This window comes from Hymenobacter coalescens, from assembly GCF_054783195.1.
This window is the reverse complement of record NZ_BAAGRA010000021.1, coordinates 1-24873: the sequence shown is the minus strand read 5'-3', so window position 1 is coordinate 24873 and position 24873 is coordinate 1. Positions and strand designations below refer to the sequence as shown.

Below are 24873 nucleotides of genomic sequence, written 5' to 3'. Positions count from 1 at the left end.
GGTTGGTGGGCTTGCTTTTGCCCGTTAGCTCATTTTCGTGTAAGACCCATGAACGCAATTAACGGCTGGCTGCTGCTATTTGCAGCCGCTGCGGCGCAGCCAGTGGCCGCGCAGCGCCAAGCCTTGGCCCCGGCCCCCAAACCCAACTACGAAGTGAGCGGCCAGCTCACGGACGCCCGGGCGGGCACGCGGCTGTACCTGACCGACGACGAAAGCGGTCAGCCCGTGCCGCTGGACTCCGCCGTTACCGATGCGGCGGGCCGCTTCCGGCTGCGGGGCGTGGTAGCTGCGCCCGGCGTGTACAGCCTGCGCGTAAGCGGGCAGCAGCAGACGGTGGGCCTGGCGCTGGCCCCGGGCTGCCGCCTGCAGGTGCGCGCCAACGCATTCCGGTTGGGGAATACGAGCGAAGTGCACGGCTCGGCCGAGGCGGAGGCCTTGGCTGAAATGAACCGGACGCACGCCCGTATCGCGGGGCTGCTGGAAGCGCTGCATGCGCGCCGCACGGCCATTACCGACGCGGACACGCTGGTGCGAATCGACCAGCAAATGGCGGCCTGTTTCGGCGCTTTCACGGCGGCGGCCCAGCGCGTAGCCCGGCAACCATCGTACCTCGCCCCGTACGCCACGGCCGCCTTCCTGAGCGGCGCCGGGGCCGACGAAGCCTTCCTGGATTCGGCCACCACCCGCTACGCCCGGCAGTGGCCCGCCTCGCCCTACACCCGGCGGCTGCTCCACTACCAGGCCATGCGCCGGGCTACCGCCGTTGGGCAGCCGGCCCCGGACATCCGCCTGCTCGATCCGGACGGACGCCCGGTGGCTTTGAGCAGCCTGCGGGGGCAGGTGGTGCTCGTGGATTTCTGGGCTTCCTGGTGCGGGCCGTGCCGCGAGGAAAACCCGCGTTTGCGGAAGCTGTACCAGCAGTATCATGCCCAGGGCTTCACCGTGTACGGCGTATCCGTCGACCGGAAAAAGGAGGACTGGCTGAAGGCCATCCGGCAGGATGGGCTGACGTGGCCGCAGGTGCAGGATGCGCCCGGCCCGGCCAGCGTGGCCGGCAGCGTGTACAATGTGTACGAATACCCCACCTCGTTTTTGCTTGACCCGCAGGGCTGCATCGTCGCCAAAAACCTGCGCGGCGAAGCGTTGGAGCAGAAAGTAGCCGCTATGCTGCGGTAGGCGTACGGCCGGCGCGGTGGCCCGCCCCGGCGCCAGGAGCCCGCCAGCAGGCAGCGCGGCAGCTGTTCGCGCCGGGCAGCCCGCGGGAACCAATAATACGGGCCGGGCTGTAGCAACTTTGACGGCCCGGCTGGTGTCCGTGGCGTACAACTTCGCCGACAAATCGGCAAATTGCGGTGTTCTAAGCCCGGCGCATCAGTCGGTGCGCCGCTGCCGACCCTGTTTTCATGAAATACCCTATGACAAGCCTGATCCTGGTTGCCTCGCTGCTGAGCATTTCCTCGGCCTGCTCCGATGCGTCGTCGTCCTCGTCCGCGGACGTAGCCGGCCAGCCCGGCTACGAAATCAGCGGGCAGCTGCGCAACGCGGCGGCTGGCACCAAGGTGTACCTGGCCGAGCTGACCGGCAACCAGTTCGTCTCGCGCGATACGGCCACCACCGACGCGCAAGGCCGCTTCACCTTCAAGGGCAATGCCTCGGAAGCCAGCCTCTACCAGCTCAAGCTCGACGAGCAGAACCAGGTGCTCGTGACCCTCGACAACAAAACCAAGCTGCAGTTCGCGGGCGACGCCAAGAAGCTCAGCAGCGACTACACCGTGAAGGGCTCCAAAGACTCGGAGGTGCTGCAGCAGCTGGTGCGTCAGATGATGAGCAGCAACGCCCAGCAGCAAAGCATCATGCAGCGCTACCAGGCCAATGCCCAGGCCGGTCGGCAGGATTCCATGCAGCTGCTGGAAGCGCAGTTTTACGCCGGCCAGGCCCGCAAAACGGCCGGGTTGAAGCGCCTCGTCAAGGCCAACCCGACCTCCGTGGTGTCGGCCTTCGCCCTGAGCGACCCGCAGATCATCAACGCCGACGAGAATTTCGGCTTCGCCGACTCGGTGGCCACGCAGCTGAAAAAGGCCCAGCCCAACTCGCGCTACACCAAAGCGCTGGTGCAGACGCTGGAACCGCTGCGCAAAACCGCCGTGGGCACCATCGCCCCCGACATTCAACTGGCCGGCCCCGACGGCAAAGTGGTGCCGCTCAGCTCCCTGCGCGGCCAGTACGTGCTGCTCGATTTTTGGGCTTCGTGGTGCGGCCCCTGCCGCCAGGAAAACCCCAACGTGGTCAAAACCTACCAGCAGTTCAAGAACAAGAAGTTCACCGTGTACGGCGTCTCGCTCGATCAGGACCGTGGCAAGTGGCTCAAAGCCATTGAATCCGATGGCCTGGCCTGGACGCACGTTTCGGACCTGAAGGGCTGGCAGTCGGCCGCCGGGCAGTCGTATGGCGTGCAGTCCATCCCGATGAATTTCCTGCTCGACCCGCAGGGCCGCATTGTGGCCAAGAACCTGCGCGGCGAAGCGCTGTCGGCCAAGCTGGCGGCGGTGCTGAAATAAGTTTAACGGCTAAATGGCTGAATCGTCAAATGGTTGATTGTTCGGCTGGCATCCAACAAAAAGGCCCTCCCGTGCTGCGGGAAGGCCTTTTTGTTGTAACCAAGCCGTCGAAAGCCGGTACGCTACAGCCATTTAGCCCAAAAACATGCGCTGCAGCGCCTGCCAGAGCTGCTTTTTGCGGCCGTTGTCATACTCGATGATTTCCACCTCCGCCGCCGGTAGGTAGGCCACGTCGCCGATGCGGACGGGCTCGTAGGGCTGGGTGCGCTTGGTGGCGACGTCCAGTAAGTTCTTGCCGAAGCCGATGACCTCGCGCACCGCCAAGCCGTGGGCCCGCAGTTCCTCCAGGCTGACCGGATACGGCGAGCGGATGTTAACGATGACGCATTCCTCCATCACGCGCTGAATGGCCTTGAGCATGTTGTTCAGGAATACGTTGCGCTGCATCCGCGGCAGCCGCTCGGGGTCTTCCAGGCGCACGAGCAAGACCAGCCCGTTGGCGTTGCTGCCCAGGGTATCAAAGACCACGGGCGGGCGCTGGAGCACCGGGGCCGCGGCCGGTACTGCGGGAGCGGCAGGGGGCACTGCGAGCGGCGCCTGTACCGGCGCAGCCGGAGCGGGGGCCGCCGTACGAGCCGCGCGCAGATCGGCCAGGGAAGGCAGCCGGCCCGGGGCCGCTTCCGGCGTGATGGGCGGTGCCACTGCTGGGGCTGGAGGCAGAACCGGAGTTGGCGTGGCGGGCGGAGCCGCAGGAGCTGGAAGTGCCGTAGAGGCCGCATGCGGTTGGGCCGTCGGCAGCGCAGCGGCAGGAGTCGCCTCGGGCACCACGTAGAGCGGGGTGCCGGCGTACAGCTGTTGGTAAAAAGCGAGAGTGGCTTCGTCCACGGAAAGGAAGTCAGGAAGAGTGGCACCAAACGGCGGGGCCAGCATTGGCCGGCTCCGCCCGCTGCCAACAAGTTAGCCAACGGCCGGAAACCGGCCAAATACCTTACTCCAACTCGAAAAGGGCTTTGAGCTCGGTTGCGTCGTGGGGCTTCATGCGGCCACCGAGTACCAGGCGCAGCTGCCGCCGGCGCAGGGCCCCGTCGTAAAGGCGTACTTCCTCGGGCGTTTCGGGCACGGCCTCGGGCACGTCGATGGGGCGCCCGCTCTGGTCCACGGCCACGAAGGTGAAGAACGCTTCGTTCGACTTGACTTTGGTGCCCGACGGAATATCCTCGGCCCACACGTCGATGTGCACCTCCATGCTGGAGCTGAAGGAGCGCGTGACCTGTGCTTCCAGGGTAACTACGCTGCCGAGCTGAATGCCCTCGCGGAAGGATACGTTGTCGACGGAGGCCGTCACCACGATGCGGTTGGAGTGGCGCTGGGCCGAAATGGCGGCGGCTACGTCCATCAGGTGCATCATGCGGCCGCCCATCAGGTTGTTGAGCGTGTTGGTATCGTTGGGCAGTACCAGTTCGGTCATTCGCACGAATGATTCGGAGACGGGCTTCTGTTTGCGCATGGCGGAGAAGAAGAAAAACAATGGGGCTGCAAAGATAGCGGCCGGGCTGCCCTTGGCCGGCACCAGCCCCAAAACGAACCGCCCCCGCTCCGGAAGGAGCGGGGGCGGCCGTCAATGAAAACAGGGTAAAGGATTATTGCACCAGCACGCGCGAGGTGAAGCGCTCCTGGCCCAGCGTGAGCTGTACCAGGTATACGCCCGGGCTCAAGCGCTTGCCTTCGCCGCCCAGCGCAATGCGCTGCTGGCCGCTGGCAAACTGCTGGGCATCAGTGGTCAGCACGGTGCGGCCCACCAGGTCGAGCACCTGCACCTGGGCCGTGGTGGGCTTGTCGAGGGCAAACTGCACGGCCGTTTCGTGGGTGAGCGGGTTCGGCGTCACGCTGATGCCGCGGGTGCTCATGTCCTGGGCGCGCGTGGCCAGCGGGAGCTGCACGCGGAAGTTGTCCAGGTAGAGGTTGTTGCCGCCGCCGGCCGATACCTGCAGGCGCACCACCAGGCTGGAAGAGCCCTGCAGCGACGCCGGAATGTTCAGCGTGGTAGTGCGCCACTCCGACGCCGTCGGCGTGAAGGCGCCGGCCACCGGCAGGCTGCCGGTGTTGCTTATCAGCAGGCCCGCGTTGATGTTCACGTTGTTGGTCCACGTCACGCCGCAGTCGCCGCTGAAGGCCACGCGCAGCTGATCCGAGGACGTGGTGGCCTGGCGGGCGTAGGCGCGGTCAAACACCAGCTGGTAGCCGTTGCCGCCGGCGGCCGTCAGGTCGAGTACCGGCGAGTACAGGGTTGTTACCACGCCGTCCGCGATGTTGGGCAGGCGCAGGCGCAGGGCCGACGTGCCGGTCATGGTGGGGCCGTTGACGCCGTTGATGCGCTGCCAGCGGTCCGTGGTCGAGCCCGAGGTTTCGTTGCGCCAGTTGCGGTCGGCGTTGACGGAGTTGGCCTGCCACTCGTTGTCCTCGAAGGCCTCGGAGTAGGGCGTGGGCACCTTAGCCGCCGCGCCGAGCACGCGCACGACCTGTTGGCGGGTCACGGTGCTCGTGCCCGTGGGGCCGCTGATGGTCAGCGTCGCGTCGTACACGCCGGGGGCGGCGTAGGTCACCGTCACGTTCTGCTGGGTCGACGTGGCAGGCGAGCCGCCGGGGAAGCTCCAGGCGTAGGTAACCGTGCCGAGGTTGCCGTACGAGTCATCGATGAACTCCACCGCGCCGCCGGCACATACCGTGGTGGTGCCCGTGCGGAAGGCCGCTACCGGCGGGCAGGTCGGGGCCACGTAGCCGTCGTTGGTGCCGGTGGCCACCAGGTTGGCCGCCGACACGAGCGTGGCGCGGCAGGAGAGGGCCAGCGAGGCGCGCATCACGGTTTTCTGTCCTTCCGTGAACATCTTGGAGCAGTTCGCATAGTCCATGTAGTTCTCCGTGTTGGCAATCGGTCCGCAGGAAGCCTGGGTCAGGTTGCAGTCCTGCTGCGCGCCTATCGTGTTCGGCGTGTCGGCAATGCCGTCGTCGTCGTTGCAGTTAGCCATCTGGCCGGGCGTGTTCGAACGACCCCAGGTGTGGGGCAGGCCGAAGTAGTGGCCCACCTCGTGGGTGAGCGAACGGGCGCAGAAGTTGCTGGTGCGGCCGCAGGAAGTGCCGATGGAGCCAAACTGGCCGTTGCGAATCACGATGCCGTCGTTGAGCGAGCCGCCACCGCAGGGCAGGATGGCGTAGCCGCCGGCGCCGTTGGCGTTTTCCGTTACCCAGACGTTCAGGTAGCGGTTCACGTCCCAGCGAATGACGTTCTTCACGCTGTTGTCGCCCACCAAGGTCTGCGCGGAAAACGTGTGCGTGATGCCGCTGGTGCAGTTGCCGTTCGGGTCTTTCTTAGCGAGGCGGAACTGGAAGCCCGGCCGCGCGGCGATGGGGCGGAAGCGCGGGTCGATGTTGGCCGTGTCCGCGTTTTCCTTGTTGAAGTCGCGGTTGATGATACGCAGCGCGTCGCGCACCTGGTCATCGGAGATGTTGCCGGCGGTGTTGGCGCCGTTGTGGATGACGTGAAACACCACCGGCACGATGACGTCGGGCGTGGCGTTGATGCGGGCCTGCTCGGCCGGCGTCATCCGGGTGGCGCGGCGCAGGAAGTTCAGGTAATCCTGCTCCATGCCGGGGTGCCGGGCGAATTCGGCCTGCTGCACGCTGTCAAAGGCGCAGCGGAAGCCGTAGGTGTGCTCGGGACGTTGCTGCCGCTGGGCCGAAGCCTGGCCGGCACTACCCAGCAAGGCCACGGCGGCCAGCCACAGAATGGGTAAAGCTTTGCGTATCATGAAAGGGGTTAGGGTGAGAAATGGGTGGACGGATGGCAGCGCGTGCGCATCGCCCAACAGACTGAGGGCCGGTCTGAAGGGTTGCCCAAGGTAAGCACAATCGGGGGCATTATTGCGCCCCGCCAGGCCGTTAGCCCGCCCATCCCGCCGCCCCGCGCAGGGGTACGAAGCGAAACTCCTCAAAGTCCTCACGCGCAAAGCCGTCGGCCGACTCCCGGGTGACCCGCACCATGCGCTGCACCTGCTCGGGCGGGCCCACCGGCACCACCAGCACCCCCCCGATGCGCAGCTGCTGCAACAGGGGCCGCGGCAGCGCGGGCGCGGCCGCCGTCACCAGAATGCGGTCGAAGGGCGCCTGCGCGGGCAGGCCCACCGACCCGTCGCCGCAGTAGAGGTGGGCGCCGCGGTAGCCCAGCTGCGCCAGCCGCTGGCAGGTGCGCTCAAAGAGCACCGAATTATACTCGATGCTGAACACCTCGGCGCCCAGCGTCAGCAGCACCGAGCACTGGTAGCCCGAGCCGGTGCCCACTTCCAGCACCCGTTGCCCGGGCCGCACCGTCAGCAGCTCCGTCTGGTAAGCCACGGTGTAGGGCTGTGAAATCGTCTGGCCCTCGCCGATGGGAAACGCCTTGTCGTGGTAAGCGTGCGACTCGAAGGCCGGGTCGAAAAAGAGGTGGCGCGGCACCTGCCCGATGGCGCTGAGCACCCGCTCGTCGCCGATGCCCTTGGCGCGCAGCTCGGCCACCAGGGCGCGGCGCTGGCCGCGGTGGCGGTACGAGTCGGCGGCGGAAGCAGCGGAGGAGGGCGGAAATGCGGACATGGCGGGCGGAGGGCAAAACCACCCTACCTTTGCGCGCGGCGGGCGGGCCTTTCCAGTCGCAAAGCTACGGCCGCGCGCTAGTTGTGCCAGTCTTCCGCCCGTAGTTTCGTCGTTCCCATTCGTTATCCGCGTTGATTCGCTCCCTGCAAAAGATTAAGCTGCTGGCCGCCGATTTTGGGGCGGGCCTGCTGGCCTGGGGCTGTTTTTACCTGCTGCGCAAGTACTTGCTGAGCGAAATCAACGCCGGCTACCGCTTCACCGGCGACCAGCTCTTTACGCTCACCGGCTCGGCCCTGATGATTGCCGCGTTCTGGGTTATCCTGTACGCGCTCATCGGCGAGTACCGCGACATCTTCCGCAAGTCGCGGGTGGGCGAGATTATCCGGCTGGCGCGCATCTCCTTCCTGGGGGCGGTGGTCATCTTTTTCGCCCTGCTGCTCGACGACCAGGGCGTGAGCAACTACCGGCTCTACTACAAGACGATTTCGGCCTACTTCCTGCTGCACTTCACCATCACGGCGGTGCTCCGGACCTGGGCCATTACCACCATTCAGCGGCTGGTGCGCCGGCGCGTCATTGCCTTCAACACGCTGCTGGTGGGCTCCAGCCCGCTGGCGCTGGAAACCTACCGCGAATTGGAGCGGGCCAACCGCCACCTGGGCCTGAACATCATCGGCTTCGTGCCCGTGAACGACGCGGTGGACCCGGAGCTGGCCACCGAGCTGCCCCGTCGCGGCTCTTACGAGCGGCTGCCGGCCCTGATTAGGGCCCTGCACGTGGAGCAGGTGGTGGTGGCGCTGGAGCCCTCCGAGCACCAGATGATTCAGCAGGTGCTTACCCAGCTGGAAGGCACGCCCGCCCGCGTGAGCGTGCTGCCCGATGTGTACCAGATCTTGCTGGGCTCGGTGAAGGTCAACCACCTGTTCGGCACCCCGCTGATTGAAATCAAGCACGATCTGCTGCCGGTGTGGCAGGAGGTCGTCAAGCGCGGCATCGACGTGGTCGGCTCGGGCCTGTTTCTGCTGCTGGCCTGGCCGGTGTACGCCTTCACGGCCGTGATGGTGCGCCTCTCGTCGCCCGGGCCCATCTTCTTCGCCCAGGAGCGCATCGGCAAGCACGGGCACCCGTTCAAGATCTACAAGTTCCGCTCCATGTACATCGACGCGGAGCGGCTGGGACCGGCCCTGTCGAGCAAGAACGACCCGCGCATCACGCCCTGGGGCCGCTTCATGCGCAAGGTGCGCCTCGACGAGCTGCCGCAGTTCTGGAACGTCATCAAGGGCGACATGAGCCTGGTGGGGCCGCGCCCGGAGCGGCAGTTTTTCATCGACCAGATCATGCAAGTGGCCCCGCACTACCGGCACCTGCACCGCGTGCGCCCCGGCATTACCTCTCTGGGGCAGGTGAAGTACGGCTACGCCGAAACCGTGGCCGAGATGGTGCAGCGCCTCAAATACGACATCCTCTATATCGAGAACATGTCGCTGGCCATGGACTTCCGCGTCATGCTCTACACGCTGAAAATCATCGTGGAAGGACGGGGGAAATAGGGTAATTAAAAATTGAGAATTAAAAAGTAAAAATGGCCGTTGGCAGCTAAAATGCCAGGACAAATGGCCCTGTTCTCAATTTTTAATTATTCATTCTTAATTTTTAATTGAATCAAATGTTCACCGGCATCATCGAAGCCCTCGGCACCATCACCGACGTGCGGCAGGAAGGCACCAACCGCCACTTCACCGTGGCTTCCCCTTTTTTCAGCGAGCTGCAGATCGACCAGAGCGTGGCCCACGACGGCGTGTGCCTGACGGTGGTAGCCCTGGACGCGGCCGCCGGCACGCACACCGTCACGGCCATCGATGAGACGCTGCAGAAAACCAACCTCGGCCAATGGGTGGCCGGCCGGCAGGTGAACCTGGAGCGCTGCCTCGCGGCCAATGGCCGCTTCGACGGCCACATCGTGCAGGGCCACGTGGACCTGACCGCCGTCTGCGAGGCGGTGGAGGACCATAACGGCTCCTGGCTCTACCGCTTCCGGCACGAAACCGGGCCCGGCCGCGTGACGGTGGAGAAGGGCTCCATCTGCATCAACGGCGTGAGCCTGACCTGCTTCAACAGCACCGACGACGGATTCTCGGTGGCCATCATTCCCTACACCCACGCGCATACCACCTTCCAGCACCTGCGGCCCGGCGACCGAGTCAACTTGGAGTTTGACATCGTGGGCAAATACGTGGCGAAGCTGCTGGGACGGTAACGTCTGAGCTTTGCATATCCTAATCAATGCCAGCAGAATGAATGGGAAATAGCCGGAGGTGGACAACCAGTGAATGGCAAAGACGCGTGAAAATTCTCGGCTATTACCAGTTGCTGGGCGGGGCCCTGGGATTAGGACTTGTCGGTTGGTTGGTGGCTCACCTGCAGGCATTGACGGGCCCTACGCTGCTGGTGATAATATTGGCTACTGGACTGTATTTGCATTCTATCTATTGCGGGCGGCTGCTGTTGGTATTGGACCACGAGACTGGGCTGGTTCAATCGACGATTAACCAAGCTTTGCAGGTAGTACAGTTTTCACTGATGGGCTACAGCTACAAATACGGTGCTGGACTAGGTATCATGTTGGGAATCGACTGGACGACAGACTTTAACGTGTTGTTCAATTTCTCCCTCTCTTCTTTTGAGTTCGTCATCAACGGGCGCGAAGAAGCCATTCAGTTGGAGGTCAACGTCATAGCTGTGCTGCTGATAAGCTACTTGCACCGGTTGCGGCGAATGATAGACGAGCGACCGGCCTTAAGCATGAGCGAGGCTGGCAAAGGCCAAGAGGGCTATTCCGTTTGACCACCGGTGAGAAAACAGACCGGCCTGCTAGTAACCCTTACGCTGGCGGTTGCCATCAGCTTTTGGCGTGGCAAGCCGGAAGCAACTAAGAGCAGGACTACCGCCCGCTTCGTGAGCTACCGCGTGGACCCGCGCCGGCAGCGGCTGGCCCTGTACTGGCGCGACGAGAACGGGCAGCCGCTGAGCAGCCTCGGCCGCCTGAAGCAATGGCTGCAGGGGCGGGGAGAAACGCTCGTTTTCGCCACCAACGGCGGCATGTACCGGGCCGGCAACGTACCCGTGGGCCTGTTCATCCAGGCCGGCAAAGTCATCACGCCGCTGGATACCAGCGCCGGCGCCGGCAACTTCTACCTGCAGCCCAACGGCGTGTTTTATTTGACCGCCGATGGCCGCGCCGCGGTGTGCCGCACCCAGGATTTTCGCCCGTCGGGGCGCATCCGCTACGCCACGCAGTCGGGGCCGATGCTGGTCGTGGATGGACGGATTCATCGGGCCTTCCAACCCGCTTCACAGAACCTGCACGTACGCAACGGGGTGGGCGTGCTGCCCGACGGGCGGGTGCTGTTGGCCATGTCGAAGTCACCCGTCAACTTCTACGACTTCGCGCGCTTCTTTCAGCAGCAAGGCTGCCGGCAGGCCCTCTACCTCGACGGGTTCGTGTCGCGCACGTACCTGCCCGCGCAGGGCTGGCAGCAGACAGACGGCGACTTCGGCGTTATCATCGGCGTGGCGGAAACCGCCCGCTAAGCTCCGCCGTTGGCACTTTTTGCGGGCGGCTGCGTAGGAGGGAAGGAGTACCAACTCCTTCACCACCATGTCGAAACGCGAATTGATCGAGCCTACGCCCGGCGACAAGCGCTACGTGCGCCGCAACGATAAAGGGCAGTTTACCAGCGAAGTGGACATTCACCGTTCCCTCTCGCAGGACGACAAGCACAACTCCCGCGTCACCAGCAAATCCGGCCAGGGCGACCGGGGCGACGGGCACACCGGCAACCGCAAGCCCGCCCGCTAAGTCCAGCGGGTAGTAGCTTGCCTTAGGGGTGGGCAGTGATTATATTCCGGTGTGAAACAGCTGCTTGCCTTGTTGCTGACCGGTCTGGCCTGGGCCGGGGAGGCAGCCCAGGCCCAGGAGTTGCTGCACTTCGACAGCACCGCCCGCCTGCCCGCCGTGCGGTTCGTGTACCCCGACGCCGCCACCGATGCTTACCTGCGGCAACTGCGCGAACAGGAGCTCCACGCCCTGCCAGCAGCCGAGGAACTGCAGCGCCTGCTGGCCGTGGTGGCTTGGACGAACGGCCTGTGGGCGCACAACGGCAACAACGAACCCAGCCAGTCCGATGCGCTGACCATTATCCGGGAAGCCCGCGCCGGCAAGAAGTTTCGCTGCGTGGAGTATGCCAAAGTATCGGCCGACGCGCTGCTGGCCCTGGGTATGCCCGCCCGCGTAGTAGGCCTCAAAACCCGGGATGCGGCCACGCGCAAATCCGGGGCGGGCCACGTACTCACCGAAGTATGGCTGCCGCAGCGCGGCAAGTGGGCCATGGCCGACGCGCAGTTCAACCTCCTGCCGCTGCTCGCCGACGTGCCCCTTAATGCCGTGGAGCTGCAGCAGGCCTTGGCTCGCCGGCAGCCCGTGGCGTTTCGCCGGGCCGCCGGGCCGGTGCCCGCGGCGCAAGCGCAGCGCTATATCCGCTTTGTGCGCCCGTATCTGTACTTCTTCGACGTGAGCTTCGACCAGCGCCAGCTGCCCTACGCCCAGCAGGCCCGGGTGGGGGCGCATACTTCCCTCATGCTGGGACCCGTGGGCACCGAGCGGCCCGCCGTGTTTCAGCGCCGTTTTTCGCTGAGCTACATGCTCTATACCCACGCGCTTCGGGAATTCTACCGGCCCCCGGAGTGAGCCCCGGCCGGTTTAGGTCAGGGCCGGCCACCAGCGCGCCACGCCCTGCCGGTACAGCCAGTAGCAGCCCCAGGCCAGCCCGCAGCCCAGCGCCGTGCCGGCCAGCACGTCGGAGGGGTAGTGGGCCGCCAGGTAGATGCGGCTATAGCTCACCAGTGCAGCCCACAGCAGCACCAGCACCTTCGCGACACGGAAGCGCGGCGGCAGCACCAGGTACAGAAACATCGCCAGCGCAAAGGCATTGGCCGCGTGCGAGGAGATAAAGCCGAACTGCCCGCCGCAGCCGTTGGCCAGGTTCAGCATCTCGGAGAGCTGCGGATCGTGGCAGGGGCGCAGGCGGGCAAAGTAGGGCTTGAAAAAGCGGCTGGAAATGCTGTCGGCCAGGGCCACGCTCAGGCCCATCAGCGGCAGCAGCAACGTGGCCCGCCGGCCAAAGTAGTAGCCCAGGGCTACTACGATGACCAGGTAGGCCGGAAACCACACGAAGCGGTCGGTAAAGAAAATCATGAGCCGGGTGAGGGCGGGGGTGGCGGCGTCATTGGCCGACACCAGCAGCCAGCGGTCCAGCTCCTGCAGCTGTTCAATCAACGGTGGAGGGCGAATGGTCGAGCCAATTTACGCCCTTTTTCAGCCACCGTTGGGTTTCGGCCTCCGCCGAGCCGGCGGCGGGCTGCCGGTTGTAGTGCCACTCGCAGCGCGGCGGCAGGCTCATCAGAATGCTCTCGGTGCGGCCCCCGGTTTCCAGCCCGAACTTGGTGCCGCGGTCGATGGCCAGGTTGAACTCCGCGTAGCGGCCGCGGCGCACCATCTGCCACTCCACTTCGCGCTCCGTAAACGGCTTGTCTGCGTTGCGGCGCAGCAGCTCGCAGTAAGTCCGGCCGTACACCTCACCCACGGCCTGCACGAAGGCAAACAGCTCCTCGCGGCTGCCGTCCTTGCCCACGGTGAGGCGGTCGAAGAAAATACCGCCTACGCCGCGGGTTTCCTGGCGGTGCGTCAGGAAGAAGTACTCATCGGCCCAGTCCTTGAAGCGCTGGTAGTACGTGGGGTTGTGCTGCTGGCAGACCTCGAATATCTGCTGGTGAAACCAGCGCGCCTGCTCCACGTCCACGTAGATGGGCGTCAGGTCGAGCCCGCCGCCAAACCAGGCCTCGCCGTTGCCGGCCTCGAAGTAGCGCACGTTCATGTGCGAAATGGGCACCATGGGACTGCGCGGGTGCTGCACCACCGATACGCCGGTGGCGAAGTAGCGCGGATCGGGCATGAGCAGGTGCTGGGCGGCGCGCGCGTCCATCTCGCCCCACACGGCCGAGAAGTTTACGCCGCCTTTCTCCAGGATGCGCCCGTTTTGAATCACGCGCGACTCGCCGCCGCCGCCGGAGTGGTGCTGCCACACGTCGGGCTGAAAGGTGGCACCGCCATCAGTGGTTTGCAGCTCGGTGTACAGCCACTTCTGAAAACTGCGCATCCACTGCTCTACTTCTTGGCGGAAGGGCAGGGCGGTCGGGGTAGTCTCGGTCATCGGGGCAAAAGCAGGAGAGAGCAGCGTCGCGGTCATGGCATTGGGCTGGTTTACGAAGGCGAAATAAGGGCTCCGTAAAAGGCGCAAAGCTGAGCAATATCAGCACCGCAGCTGTTTTTTGTCACCGCAAAGGTGCGGATTTTGGCGGAAGCCCCGGCGGTATACCTCTCCTTGCTTCGTCCCGGACGCCGGGCTGGCACGCAGACCGGCGGGCAGCGAAAAGTACCAGTCGCGCCGGATCTTGGCCGCTTACTCAGGATTTATCGGTGCGCCGGGTGCGCTTCCCGCCGCCACGCGGTCCGGTGCAACGCTCAGAAGTTCCGCCCGCCCCGGCGCGTGGCTGTCTGCCCCCGATGCCGTAATTTCGGGCCTTTGCCACCTGCTTCTCCCGCCGAATGCCAATTCCCACCGCCCTGGACGCTCCCGACACCGACTTTACCGCGGCTACCCCCGCCGCGCATCCCGACCGCGCCACGCTGCTGCGGGCCTACCGCCTGATGCAGACCTCGGCCGAAATGGCCCGCATCTACGAGGAAAACAAGGCCGTGACGGCCAAGTACGTGCACGCCACGGCCCGCGGCCACGAGGCCATTCAGCTGGCCGCCGCCTTTCAGCTGCGCGAAACCGACTACTGCGCCCTCTACTACCGCGACGACGCCTTCATGCTCGGCCTGGGCCTGACGCCCTACGAGCTGATGCTGCAGCTCATGGCCAAGCGCGACGACCCGTTCTCCGGCGGGCGCACGTATTACTCGCACCCCTCGCTGCGCCGGCCGGGCATCCCCGTCATTCCGCACCAGAGCTCCGCCACGGGCATGCAGGCCATTCCGGCCACGGGCATGGCGCACGCCGTCAAGTACCTGGAGAGCCAGCAGCAACTGCCTGCGGCCGCTGCCCAGCCGGTGGTGGTCTGCTCCATCGGCGACGGGGCCATGACCGAGGGTGAGGTGGCCGAGGCGCTGCAGATGGCCGCCCTGCACCAGTTGCCCATCATCTACCTCGTGCAGGACAACGAGTGGGGCATTTCGGCCACGGGCCGCGAAATGCGCTCCATGAACGCCTACGAGTTTGCAGCCGGCTTCAAGGGCCTGCACCGCCTGCAGTGCGACGGCGCCGACTTCGTGGACAGCTACGTCGCCATGCAGGCGGCTACGGACTACGTACGCCAGCGCCGCGGCCCGGTGCTGGTGCACGCCAAGTGCCCGCTGCTGGGCCACCACACCAGCGGCGTGCGCCGCGAGTGGTACCGCGGCGACAACCTCGCCGAACACCAGCAGCAGGATCCGCTGCCGCGCTTCCACCAGCAGCTGCTCACCGAGGGCTTCACCGAGGGCGAACTGGGCTACGCCGCCGCGCAGGCCCGCGCCACCGTGGAGGACGATTACCAGCGCGCCCTGGCCGCGCCCAACCCCGACCCGGCCACCTTCGCCGACCACGAGTTTGCCCCGCCGGCCGTAACCGAGGAAGCCGGCGAGCGGAGCCCCCAGGGTGCCGACAAGGCCATCATGGTGGACGCGGCCTTGCACGCGGTGGACGACATTCTGCGCGAGTTTCCCGAGGCCCTGTTCTACGGGCAGGACGTGGGTGGCGAGCTGGGCGGGGTATTCCGCGAGGCGGCGCTGCTGGCCAAGAAGTACGGCGACGCCCGCGTGTTTAACACCCCGATTCAGGAGGCCTACATCGTCGGCTCGACGGCCGGCATGTCGGCCGTGGGCGCCAAGCCGATTGTGGAAATTCAGTTTGCCGACTACATCTGGCCGGCCCTGAACCAGCTGGTGGAAGAGCTGTCGAAATCCTGCTACCTCTCGATGGGCAAGTTCCCGGTGCAGAGCCTGATCCGCGTGCCCATCGGGGCCTACGGCGGGGGCGGGCCCTACCATTCGGGCTCCATCGAAAGCACGCTGCTCACCATTCGCGGCATCAAGGTGGTGTATCCTTCGAACGCCGCCGACATGAAGGGCCTGATGCGCGCCGCCTTCCTCGACCCGAACCCGGTGGTGATGCTGGAGCACAAGGGGCTGTACTGGAGCAAGGTGCCCGGCACCGAGGACGCCAAAACCGTGGAGCCCGAGGCGGGCTACGTCATTCCGCTCGGCAAGGCCCACGTGGTGCAGGAGGCCGCACCGCAGAGGCTGGCCGAGGGCGACACCTGCGTGGTCATCACCTACGGCATGGGCGTGTACTGGGCCAAAGCCGCCAGCAAGCAGCTGCCCGGTCAGGTCGAAATCCTGGATTTGCGCACCCTGAACCCGCTCGATTGGGAGGCCGTGCAGGCCGCTACGCTGCGCCACGGCAAAGTGCTGGTGCTGACCGAGGAGCCGCTGATGAACTCCTTCGCCGAAAGCCTGGCGGGCCGCATCCAGCGCCACTGCTTCCAGCAGCTCGACGCGCCGGTGTTTACGCTCGGGGCCGCCAACCTGCCCGCCATAGCCCTGAACGTGGAGCTGGAAAAGCAGATGTTGCCCAACGCCGACAAAACCCTGGCCGCTCTGCAAGAACTGCTGGCGTATTGATTGTTGATGGATGGTGATTGTTGAATCATCGGTCACTCAAGACCACGCAAAAAAAAGTCCCTTTCCGCGCCGGAAAGGGGCTTTTTTGTAACCCGGCTGCCACCGGCCGGTGCACTTTAAACAACCAACAACCAATCAAAAGGGGTAGCCGATACCGATGTTCAGGCGCACAGGGTTGGGGTTGGGGTCGTTGTTGCGGCTGTTCAGCCCAAACACGCTGGTGTTGGACAGCACAAATTTGCTGCCGGTCGTCACCGTCGGGTTATACACCTTGGTTGCCATATCCAGACGCACGATGAGGAAGGTGAAGTCGAAACGGAAGCCCATGCCCGAGCCGACGGCAAATTCGCGGTAGAACCGGTCGGCCGCGAAGTTGGCGTTGGAGCGCGGCTGGTCGCCGCGGTGCAGCGTCCACACGTTGCCGAAGTCGGTAAAGGCCGCGCCGTACACGAAGTCGTAGATCGGGAAGCGGTACTCCACGCTGCCCTCCAGCAGCACCTCGCCGGGCTGCTCCAGCGTCTCGGAGTTGATAGGCCCCGTCGCGTTTTGGGCGATGTACGAGCCGGTGCCGAGGCGGCGCGGGTACCAGGCCCGCACGCTGGAGCCCCCGCCCGCAAACACGTACCGGTCGTAGGGAATGATGTAGGCGGTGCTGGTCACGCCCTGGTTCGTGAGCTGGGTGCCCGTCAGGGCCGTGGCCAGCCCGCCGTTCAGGCGCCAGACCAAAAACTGGCGCGAGCTGAGCTTATGGTAGCGGCGGTAATCGGCGCTGAGCCGGATAAAGTCATAGACTTCCAGCGTGCTGCCGAGCTGCCGGTCAGTTACCGGGCCTGGCTTGGTGTAGTACTTACGCAGCGGTGCCCCCAGCTCCACGAAGAGGCGCAGGTAGCGCGCATCGAGGGTCTGGTTGAAATCGTTGTCGTTGTAGAGCGACGTAGCGTTGATGCTCGGCACGAACACCGGTTGAAACGAGCGGAGCAGCGCCGGTCCGTTGGGGCGGTTGGCCAGGTCGGTGCGGAAGCCCGGGTCTAGGTCGCGCGTGAACACCAGACTCAGGTCCAGCGGCGTGAGGATGAACTGGTGATAAGCGTTGCGCTGCCAGATGTAATCGTAGGTCGCCTCCAGGTTGGTGCGCTTGTACTCCTGGCGGTCCACGTACGTCACGCTGGCCGTCAGGCGCGTGCGCGGGCTGTAGTTGGTGAAGAAGCGGTTGGTACGCCAGGGCACCAGAAACTGCGGCAGCGTGAGGTTCACGTTGGCCCCGAGCTGGGTGGTCAGGCGGCCTTTGGGCTGCGGCCCCTGCTGATTGCTCTGAAACGGGTACTGGCCTTCCAGGCCCGCCCGCAGGCCGAGGTCCAGCACTTCCGCGCCCCCAAAGGCATTGCGGATGCGCACCCGGAAGTTGCCGAACGGGCCCACCAGGCCCGCCACGTAAGTGCCGCCCAACTCGATGGTTTCCTGCGCCCGCTTTTGCGGCGTGGTGGATACCGTCGCGTCGAGTACGCCCGGCAGGGAATCGCCGGCGGGCTTCTGGTAGTTGACGGCCGTGAAGCGGAACACATCGAGGTTGGCGAGCTGCCGCTGGGTCTGTAGGGTGTTTTGCAGGCTGTACCGCTCGCCGGGGCGCACCAGCAGCTTGCGGTCCAGGATGCGCGTGCTGAAGCGGTGGTTGTAGGCCAAGTAGTTGATGCCGTTGCGCTGCACCGTGTCGCGCTGCAGCCCGAAGCGGTTCAGGCCCGCGTCGGTGACAAAGCTCACGTTGCGCACGCTGTACACTTGGTGTCGGGCCGCATCGGGTGGGTTGGCCACCTGCACCAGCAGGCGCACGGTGGTCGGGGCAAAGCTCGTATCGGCTTCCAGCGTGATGTACTGGGCCCGGAAATCGTAGTAGCCCTGGTTTTTGAGCAGCGCCTCCAGCCGGGCGCGCTCCTGGCCGATCAAGGCCTCGTCGTAGGGCTGCCCCACGCGCACCAGGGCCCGGGTGCTATCGGCGCGGATGATGCGGGCCACCGCCGAATCGGGCACGTCGTAGCGCAGCGCCGTAATCAGGAAGCGCGGCCCTTCGTGCACGTCGTACACCACCGTCACGCGCCGGTTCGCCGGCCGGGTGGTATCGGCCGGGGCGGCGGGGCGGCCGGTCAGCGCCTGCAGCGGCTTGCCCACCGCGCCCAGGGCCGTGGAGCCCTCCTCGGCGGCCGATACGCGGCTGCGGAAAAAGCCCTTGGAACGCAGGTAAATGCCCATCTGGTCGGCCGTGACAGCCGTCAGCGCCGAGTCGTAAATCACCGGCGGCTGGCCCAGGCGCATGATGGCGTTGCCCTTGTCGAGCTTGCGCTGCAGCCGCTGAATGCGCCGCTCGCGCTTTTGCAGCAGCTTGCCCACCGCCACGGAGTCGGTGCCGGCGGCCGCGATGCGGCGGGCGTAGTCGCGCAGGGTGGTGTCGAGTTTGGCCTTCAGGCCCTCGGGATGGTAGAAGGTGTAGCCGAGGTTGTAAATTGCGAGCTGCGGCACCGGAAAGCGCCGGTTGGGCCGCTGCCGCAGCAGCGGGTCCAGCTGCTCGCGCTCCAGTTGGCGGACGCCGTCGATGCGGACGTCGGTGAGCAGCCGCTGACGCGGGCCCAGCAGGCGCATGGGCGAGCAGCCCGTTAGCTGCGCCGCCGCCGCAAGGCCAAGTAACCAGGAAGCTCCGCGCCGGGGCGCCCAGTTGAAGGGACGTATCACAAAAGAATGGTTTCGAAAGCCGTTGCCAAGTACGTGCAGCAATTGCACCAAAAAAAATACCGCCAGCGCACCGGCGCGTTTCTGGTCGAAGGCGCCAAGAGCCTGCGCGAGCTGCTAAGTTCCGGACTTCAGCCCGAACGCCTGCTGCTCACCGCCGATTTTGCCGCCCAGCCCGGCCTGCGCCTGCCCGCCCGGGTGCCCGTCGACGTGGTGGGCGGCGAGGAGCTGACGCGCCTGGGTACCCTGCAAACCAACGACGCGGGCCTGGCCGTAGTGCGCATCCCCGACGAGCCGCCGCTGCGCCCCCAGCCCGGCCAGCTGCTGCTGGCCCTGGATCAGGTGCGCGACCCCGGCAACGTGGGCACGCTCATTCGCCTGGCCGACTGGTACGGCCTGCAGGGCGTGGTGTTGTCCGAGTCCTGCGCCGACGCGTGGAACCCCAAAACCGTGTCTTCCACCATGGGCTCGTTCACCCGCGTGCCCGTCTGGCAGCGCGACCTGCCCGCCTGGCTGCAGCAGTTGCCCCCGGAGTTGCCCGTCTACGGCGCCGACCTGCACGGCGACAACGTGCACCGCCAGCAGCTGCGCCCCACCGGCGTGCTGGTGATGGGCAGCGAGTCGCACGGCCTCACCGAGCCGGTGGAAGCCTGCCTCACCCAGCGCCTGCACATTCCCGGCCGCGGCCAAGCCGAAAGCCTGAACGTGGCCATTTCGGCGGCCATTCTACTCGACAACTTCTTCCGGAACAGCTAGCCGGTTGACGGAGGAAATGACTGCCCGGGCTGGCAACGCCCGAGCGGCCATCAAACCATGCAACTAGGCCGGAACGAAAAAAGGCTGGCCGTCCCGCAAGGAGGACGGCCAGCCTTTTAACCATTCGGCCATTTGGCCGGGCAGTCTAAATGTCGCTCAGGGTGATGCCGAAGCTGATGTTCTGGGCTTTGGGGCCGCGGTTTTCCTTGAACACGTCGTTCAGGTTATACTTCACGAAGAGGTCGAACCCTTTCACGCCCACGGTGCCGCTAACCCCGTATTGAAAGTCCTCCAGGTTGTAGCTGCCGCGGTCTTTGTCCTTGCGGGTGCGGCCGTCTTCCTCGTACTTCAGCTTGGTGTGGGCCCCGATGCGGTAGCCCACGAAGCCGCCGGCGCCCAGGCGAACCACTTCGTCGTGGTCTTTGTCGCGGAACTTCAGGGTGAAGCCCACGGGCAGGTTCAGCGTGGTCACGGCCAGCTTGCTCTTTTCCAGGTTGCGCTGGTCGTCGCGCAGGATGTCGGTGCGGTTGCCCACCAGCGTGAAGGCGCGGTTGCCGTCGAGCATGTAGTTGTTGAAGGCGACTTCCGGGCCGAGGTGGAAGTACAGCGGGCTGTTTTTGCCGGTGCGGGCCCAGAAGTTCCAGCGCAGGGCCACGTAGCGGGAGCCCCAGCTGCGCAGGTCGTAGGGCTGCTCGGTGCCGCCGGGGGCGTAGGTCTGCTTGTTGACGAAGGTATTCAGGCCCAGGTCGATGCCGAAATCAGTGCCGGTGAGCTTTTGGCGCTTGGCCTCGCGTTTGGCATGTTTGACGGAATCGGAGTTGGAGTCGCTGTTGATGCGCACCTGCACGTTGTCGCCGTTCTCGTCCCCGTCGGTTTCCACCACCACGCCCAGCTTCTTGTTCATGAACACCTCCACGCGGTCGGCGTTGGGCTTGCTGCCGCGCACCGTCACGCGCACCTGCTCCGGGGCGGCCGTGCTGCCGGGCTTGTCCTTAGAGGGGTAAAACTCCATCGTGACCTGGCCGTTGCTGCCCTTGCGCCCGGCGGCCTCGGCCTGGCTGATGTAGGCGTCGAGCAGCACCATCAGCGAGTCAAGCTTGTAGCCTTTCAGCTCGCGCAGCTGCTGCTTGTTGCGGGCCACGATGGTCATGGACACCTGGTTGGGCAGTTTCACCATGATGGTGTCGTCGTTGCCGCCGGGAGCGGGCAGGCCGGTGGCCGAAGCAAGGGAGCCGGACAGCAGCAGGCCGGAAAGAGCAGCGATAAAAGAAGCGGGTTTCATAGTCGGAAAAGGAGGAAAGTCAGGGGAGAAGAAGGAGGGCGAAAGTCGCCGGGGCGGCGAGGCTTACAGCGCAATGGTTTTGGTGAGGGTGTGGCCCGCCACGCGGGCCTGCACCGTAAGGGCGGGGTTGGCCGGCAGGCCCACTTCGGTCAGGTCGGGCTTTTCGCCCTGCGCCAAGCGCCGCACCTGGCGCAGCACGCCGCGTACGCTGGGCCGCGTCCGGCCCGGGGTTTCCTCGGTAGCAGCCGCGGCCAGGGCTACGGCTTGCTCCGGGTGCTGGCGCACTTCCACTTCGATGGCGCCCATCGTCGGGAGCGAAATCACGCCGGCGGGAGCCGGGCTGACCGCAGCGGCGGGCGTTGTGGCCGGGGCCGGCACCGGTTGCACGGCCAGGGCTTGGCGCTCCAGGGCTGGCTCGTCGGCGCGGCGGAAGTCCGGGGCTTCCGGCCGGGCCGATTCCCGAGGCGCTGCAGCGCGCTCGGGGTTGCGGGCCAGTAGTTGCTGCTGTTGGTGGGTAGATGCAGGGCGGGCGGCGTCCGTTGCCTGAGTCGTGGCCAATTTTTTCGAAGTTTCTACCGAATTAGCAGAGGTAGCGGGGCCGGTGGCGAGGCTGCCCGTTTCGGCAGCGGCCGTAGCCGATTCGGTGCCGAAATCAGCTTTAGGGGCGGTGCCGTTGCCGGAAGTGGCGGGGGCAGTAGCACTAGGCAGGGCAGCACCGGCGTCCGGGCGGGCGGCTGGGGCGGGCCGGCTGGCCAGCGTGCCGTCGGTAGTGCCGGGGCGCTGGCTCTGCCGCAGCAGCCAGCCGCCGCCGGCCAGCAGCAGCAGCGTCACGGCGGCCGCTACGGCGAACATCCAGAAGCCGCCGCGGCGTTTTTTCTCTTCCGGCTCCAGCTGCTCCTGCAGGTCGTACCATAGGGAGGGCGGCGGGGGGGTGGCGTGCTGCTCAAGCTTGGCGCGAAACAGCTTATCAATATCTTCCGGTTGCATGGTGCGTTGTCGTTGGGGTGGAGGAAAGAGCCGAGGCCGAGGCGGCTTCGAGGCGGCGCTGGAGCATGGCGCGGGCCTTGCTGAGCTGGGATTTGCTGGTGCCCTCCGAAATGCCCAGCATCTCCGCGATTTCGGGGTGGGTGTAGCCTTCGATGGCGTACAGGTTGAACACCGTGCGGTAGCCGGCGGGCAGCTCGCTCAGCAGTTGCATCAGATCGGCTGCGGCCAGGTCGCTTTCGGCCGTGGCTTGGGTGCTCGGCACGTCGGTCACCATGTCATCGATGGCCAGGTGCAAGGGCTCCTTGCGGCGCAACTGCCCGAGGGCTTCGTTGACCATGATGCGCCGGATCCAGCCCTCAAAGGAGCCCTCGTGCCGGTACTGCTCCAGGGCCCGGAACACCTTCACGAAGCCCGTGAGCATGGCTTCCTCGGCGTCGGCGCGCTGGCGCAGGTAGCGCAGGCACACGGTCAACATCAGCCCGGCAAACCGCTCGTAGAGCAGCTTCTGTGCCCGGACGCTGCCTTGCCGGCAGGCACTGATGAGTTCGACTTCGTTCACAGCTCAGAAAGGTAGAAGTAGGGCGGTAGCGGTGGTGTTTGGAGCGTAAGATGGAGAAGCCGGCAGCGGCGTTGCCTGCGCCGCACAGAAAAGTTGCGAGCGGGATTGAGAGCAGAAATAATTTACTGATTTACAGCTCGATATTTTGCTAAAAAAGATCGGCTGCACCGGCTCATACAACAGAAAAACCCCGGACCTGCGGGCAGATCCGGGGTTAGCATGAGCGCCTGAGCAGCCCTGGCTGGAGTTGCGCCTAGTAGTTGCCTACCGAGAGCATGACCAGCGTGCAGGCTTCGATGGTCTGGATGCCTTGCGCCTGGGCGCGGCGTTCCAGCTCGTCGTTTTCAGTGCCGGGGTTGAAGATAATGCGCTTGGGCCTCAGGTCCAGGATGTAGTCGTACCAGGCGGGCTGGTTTTGCGGGCCCACGTACAGCGTAACGGTGTCCACGTCGGCCACCGCCGGCTTGTCGGTATAGATGTCGAAGCCGGCTACCTGGCCTTTGCGGATGCCCACGGGCACCACGTCGTGGCCATGGCTCTTGAGGCGGTTGACGGCCTGGAAGGAGTAGCGCGCCGGGTTGTCGGAGGCGCCAATAACAACGGTTTTTTTGCTGGACATTGCGGAGGGAAATGACGGGTCGGTGGTGCTAGTCTACGAAATGCCGCGCGAAACGGCCGGGGGATTAGCGCATCTGCGCCAGCGCTGCTTCGGCGCACCGCTCCCCGTCCATGGCCGCCGACACGATGCCGCCGGCAAAGCCCGCGCCCTCGCCGCAGGGAAACAGGCCGCGCACCTCCGGGTGCTCCAGCGTGGCCGCATCGCGCGGAATGCGCACCGGCGACGATGTGCGGCTCTCCACGCCCACGATCTGCGCCGCGTTGGTGGTGTAGCCCGGAATCTTGCGCCCGAAAGCCCGGAAGCCCTGCCGCAGGCGGTCGGCCAGCCCGGCGCCCAGCACCTCGTCCATCGCCACCGACACCAGGCCGGGTTGGTAAGAGGTGTCGAGCAGGCTGCGCGAAGTCTTTTGCTGCACGAAGTCGCCCAGCAGCTGCGCCGGGGCCAGCTGCGTGCCGCCCGCCAGCTGGCAGGCCCGTTGCTCGATTTCCTGCTGCAGCCGCAGGCCCGCCAGTACGCCGTCGCGCCGCAGGTTCATGTCCTGCGGCTCGATGGCCACCACGATGCCCGAGTTGGCAAAGCGCGAGTCGCGGCGGCTTGGGCTCATGCCGTTCACCACCACCTCGCCCGGGGCCGTGGCCGCGGGCACGATGAAGCCGCCCGGGCACATGCAGAACGAAAACACCCCGCGCTGCCCGCCGGGGCCGTCGGTTTGCTGCACCAGCGCGTAGGAAGCGGCCGGCAGTTGCCCGCGGTCGGCGCGGTGGTACTGCGCCTGGTCGATGAGCGCCTGCGGGTGCTCCACGCGCACGCCCAAGGCAAACGGCTTGGCCTCGATGCGCACCTGCCGGCGCAGCAGCAGCTCGTAGATGTCGCGCGCGGAGTGGCCGGTGGCCAGAATCACCGCGTCGGCCAGCATTTCCTGCCCCTGGCCCGTCACCACGCCGCGGATGCGGCCGTCGGTCAGGATCAAGTCATCCACCCGCGTATCGAAGTGCACCTGGCCGCCGTGGTCGATAATGGTCTGGCGCAGGGCCTGCACCACGTAGGGCAGCTTGTTGGTGCCGATGTGCGGGTGCGCGTCCACCAGGATTTCCGGCGTAGCGCCGTGCTGCACGAACAGCTGCAGCACGCGCAGCACGTCGCCGCGCTTCTTGGAGCGGGTGTAGAGCTTGCCGTCGGAGTACGTGCCCGCGCCGCCTTCGCCGAAGCAGTAGTTGGAGTCGGGGTTGACGAGGTGCTCCTTGTTGAGCGCGGCCAAGTCGCGGCGGCGGGTGCGCACGTCCTTGCCGCGCTCCAGCACCACCGGCTTCAGCCCCAGCTCGATGCAGCGCAGGGCCGCGAACAGCCCCGCCGGCCCCGCACCCACGATGAGCACGCGGCGGGTAGCCTGGCTTACGTCTGGGTACTGTACCCAGGGCCCGAACAGCGCCCGCGGCGGCGGCGTCCGGTACACATCGGCCCGCAGGCGCACGCCCACGTTGCGCCCGCGCGCGTCGATGCTGCGGCGCAGCAGGTGGACAAAATCCGCTTCGCCGGGCTTCAGGCCAGCGGCATCCAGCAGGGCCCGGTAGCGGGCCAGCTCGTCGTACGCCTCAGCAGGCGAGAGGACGATTTCAACTTCGTGTTTGTGCATCTAGGTAAGGCGGCGGGAAGCTGGGCCCGCAAGCCGGTAGGGGTAAGGGTCGGACGGCAAAGATACGGCGAATGGTTCCGGCGGGAGGGAGGAGCACGGCAGCAATAGCGGTTTTCCTAACAGTGCACCTAATTTGTAGCGCGGACTTTAGCCGGCGTTTGCCGGCACAGCAGCGGCTAGCCGGACGCAGGCTGAAGCCCGTGCTACAGCTGGCAAGCAGGCGGCCGAAGGGTTTACGAAACCGCTATAAGCGCCCGAATAAACCACGCCCTCGGCCAACGGCGGAGTTAGGCATTGCTACAGCAGCATAGATAAGGTGCCGTTCTTCTTGGCGCGCAGCAGCAAGACGGCCT

General features: G+C 65.6%; 22 protein-coding genes. 10 read left to right on the top strand and 12 right to left on the bottom strand.

Features of this window, described 5'->3' with window-relative positions; genetic code table 11:
* Positions 1-48: 48 nt before the first annotated feature.
* Positions 49-1176 (top strand): redoxin domain-containing protein, encoded by a 1128-nt coding sequence (locus tag ACYVKQ_RS19290; protein ID WP_460676990.1) that lies wholly within the window; start codon positions 49-51, stop codon positions 1174-1176.
* A 239-nt stretch (positions 1177-1415) separates the two neighbouring features.
* A complete protein-coding gene (locus ACYVKQ_RS19285; protein WP_460676989.1) occupies positions 1416-2558 on the top strand; it encodes a redoxin domain-containing protein in 1143 nt (380 codons plus the stop codon).
* A gap of 132 nt (positions 2559-2690) precedes the next feature.
* On the opposite strand, the gene ACYVKQ_RS19280 is transcribed toward ACYVKQ_RS19285, so the two are convergent.
* From ACYVKQ_RS19280 to ACYVKQ_RS19265, 4 genes are all read right to left on the bottom strand, one after another.
* Positions 2691-3443, bottom strand: coding sequence for a hypothetical protein (locus ACYVKQ_RS19280; protein ID WP_460676988.1), 753 nt, complete (start codon positions 3441-3443; stop codon positions 2691-2693).
* A gap of 103 nt (positions 3444-3546) precedes the next feature.
* The gene (locus tag ACYVKQ_RS19275) at positions 3547-4065 is read right to left on the bottom strand and encodes an acyl-CoA thioesterase (RefSeq protein ID WP_460676987.1); all 519 of its coding nucleotides are present in this window, start codon (positions 4063-4065) and stop codon (positions 3547-3549) included.
* Between the two features lie 133 nt (positions 4066-4198).
* Positions 4199-6364: a M43 family zinc metalloprotease gene (locus ACYVKQ_RS19270; RefSeq protein WP_460676986.1), complete on the bottom strand. Its 2166-nt coding sequence runs from the start codon at positions 6362-6364 to the stop codon at positions 4199-4201.
* 130 nt (positions 6365-6494) lie between these two features.
* Entirely contained in the window at positions 6495-7184 is a 690-nt protein-coding gene (locus ACYVKQ_RS19265) for a protein-L-isoaspartate(D-aspartate) O-methyltransferase (protein WP_460676985.1), read from the bottom strand.
* 131 nt (positions 7185-7315) lie between these two features.
* Between ACYVKQ_RS19265 and ACYVKQ_RS19260 the strand changes: the two genes are divergently transcribed.
* From ACYVKQ_RS19260 to ACYVKQ_RS19235, 6 genes are all read left to right on the top strand, one after another.
* On the top strand, positions 7316-8734 hold the full coding sequence (locus ACYVKQ_RS19260) for a sugar transferase (protein ID WP_460676984.1): 1419 nt from the start codon (positions 7316-7318) through the stop codon (positions 8732-8734).
* A 116-nt stretch (positions 8735-8850) separates the two neighbouring features.
* Positions 8851-9441 carry a riboflavin synthase gene (locus ACYVKQ_RS19255; RefSeq protein ID WP_460677129.1) on the top strand — a complete coding sequence of 197 codons (591 nt, stop codon included), beginning with the start codon at positions 8851-8853 and terminating at the stop codon, positions 9439-9441.
* A gap of 86 nt (positions 9442-9527) precedes the next feature.
* A complete protein-coding gene (locus tag ACYVKQ_RS19250; RefSeq protein ID WP_460676983.1) occupies positions 9528-10028 on the top strand; it encodes a hypothetical protein in 501 nt (166 codons plus the stop codon).
* A gap of 111 nt (positions 10029-10139) precedes the next feature.
* The gene (locus ACYVKQ_RS19245; protein ID WP_460676982.1) at positions 10140-10775 is read left to right on the top strand and encodes a phosphodiester glycosidase family protein; all 636 of its coding nucleotides are present in this window, start codon (positions 10140-10142) and stop codon (positions 10773-10775) included.
* 67 nt (positions 10776-10842) lie between these two features.
* Positions 10843-11043, top strand: coding sequence for a hypothetical protein (locus tag ACYVKQ_RS19240; RefSeq protein WP_460676981.1), 201 nt, complete (start codon positions 10843-10845; stop codon positions 11041-11043).
* A 51-nt stretch (positions 11044-11094) separates the two neighbouring features.
* A complete protein-coding gene (locus ACYVKQ_RS19235) occupies positions 11095-11931 on the top strand; it encodes a transglutaminase-like domain-containing protein (RefSeq protein ID WP_460676980.1) in 837 nt (278 codons plus the stop codon).
* Between the two features lie 12 nt (positions 11932-11943).
* On the opposite strand, the gene ACYVKQ_RS19230 is transcribed toward ACYVKQ_RS19235, so the two are convergent.
* Both ACYVKQ_RS19230 and hemF read right to left on the bottom strand, forming a co-directional pair.
* Positions 11944-12519, bottom strand: coding sequence for a phosphatase PAP2 family protein (locus tag ACYVKQ_RS19230; RefSeq protein WP_460676979.1), 576 nt, complete (start codon positions 12517-12519; stop codon positions 11944-11946).
* The gene (gene hemF / locus ACYVKQ_RS19225) at positions 12512-13453 is read right to left on the bottom strand and encodes an oxygen-dependent coproporphyrinogen oxidase (RefSeq protein ID WP_460676978.1); all 942 of its coding nucleotides are present in this window, start codon (positions 13451-13453) and stop codon (positions 12512-12514) included. The genes ACYVKQ_RS19230 and hemF overlap by 8 nt, the downstream gene beginning before the upstream one ends.
* A 395-nt stretch (positions 13454-13848) precedes the next feature.
* Here hemF and ACYVKQ_RS19220 point away from each other — a divergent pair, with 395 nt between their 5' ends.
* Positions 13849-15966 (top strand): alpha-ketoacid dehydrogenase subunit alpha/beta, encoded by a 2118-nt coding sequence (locus ACYVKQ_RS19220; RefSeq protein ID WP_460676977.1) that lies wholly within the window; start codon positions 13849-13851, stop codon positions 15964-15966.
* A gap of 135 nt (positions 15967-16101) precedes the next feature.
* On the opposite strand, the gene tamL is transcribed toward ACYVKQ_RS19220, so the two are convergent.
* The gene (gene tamL, locus ACYVKQ_RS19215; RefSeq protein ID WP_460676976.1) at positions 16102-18597 is read right to left on the bottom strand and encodes a translocation and assembly module lipoprotein TamL; all 2496 of its coding nucleotides are present in this window, start codon (positions 18595-18597) and stop codon (positions 16102-16104) included.
* A 96-nt stretch (positions 18598-18693) separates the two neighbouring features.
* Here tamL and ACYVKQ_RS19210 point away from each other — a divergent pair, with 96 nt between their 5' ends.
* The gene (locus ACYVKQ_RS19210; protein ID WP_460676975.1) at positions 18694-19440 is read left to right on the top strand and encodes a TrmH family RNA methyltransferase; all 747 of its coding nucleotides are present in this window, start codon (positions 18694-18696) and stop codon (positions 19438-19440) included.
* 145 nt (positions 19441-19585) lie between these two features.
* On the opposite strand, the gene ACYVKQ_RS19205 is transcribed toward ACYVKQ_RS19210, so the two are convergent.
* The 5 genes from ACYVKQ_RS19205 to ACYVKQ_RS19185 form a co-directional block, all read right to left on the bottom strand.
* On the bottom strand, positions 19586-20722 hold the full coding sequence (locus ACYVKQ_RS19205) for an outer membrane beta-barrel protein (RefSeq protein WP_460676974.1): 1137 nt from the start codon (positions 20720-20722) through the stop codon (positions 19586-19588).
* A gap of 63 nt (positions 20723-20785) precedes the next feature.
* On the bottom strand, positions 20786-21709 hold the full coding sequence (locus tag ACYVKQ_RS19200; protein WP_460676973.1) for a hypothetical protein: 924 nt from the start codon (positions 21707-21709) through the stop codon (positions 20786-20788).
* Positions 21690-22268, bottom strand: coding sequence for an RNA polymerase sigma factor (locus ACYVKQ_RS19195; protein WP_460676972.1), 579 nt, complete (start codon positions 22266-22268; stop codon positions 21690-21692). Before ACYVKQ_RS19195 ends, ACYVKQ_RS19200 begins: the two co-directional genes overlap by 20 nt.
* 253 nt (positions 22269-22521) lie before the next feature.
* Positions 22522-22887 carry a CoA-binding protein gene (locus tag ACYVKQ_RS19190; RefSeq protein WP_460676971.1) on the bottom strand — a complete coding sequence of 122 codons (366 nt, stop codon included), beginning with the start codon at positions 22885-22887 and terminating at the stop codon, positions 22522-22524.
* Between the two features lie 64 nt (positions 22888-22951).
* Positions 22952-24520, bottom strand: a complete 1569-nt coding sequence (locus tag ACYVKQ_RS19185; RefSeq protein ID WP_460676970.1) for an NAD(P)/FAD-dependent oxidoreductase — start codon at positions 24518-24520, stop codon at positions 22952-22954.
* Between the last annotated feature and the right edge of the window lie 353 nt (positions 24521-24873).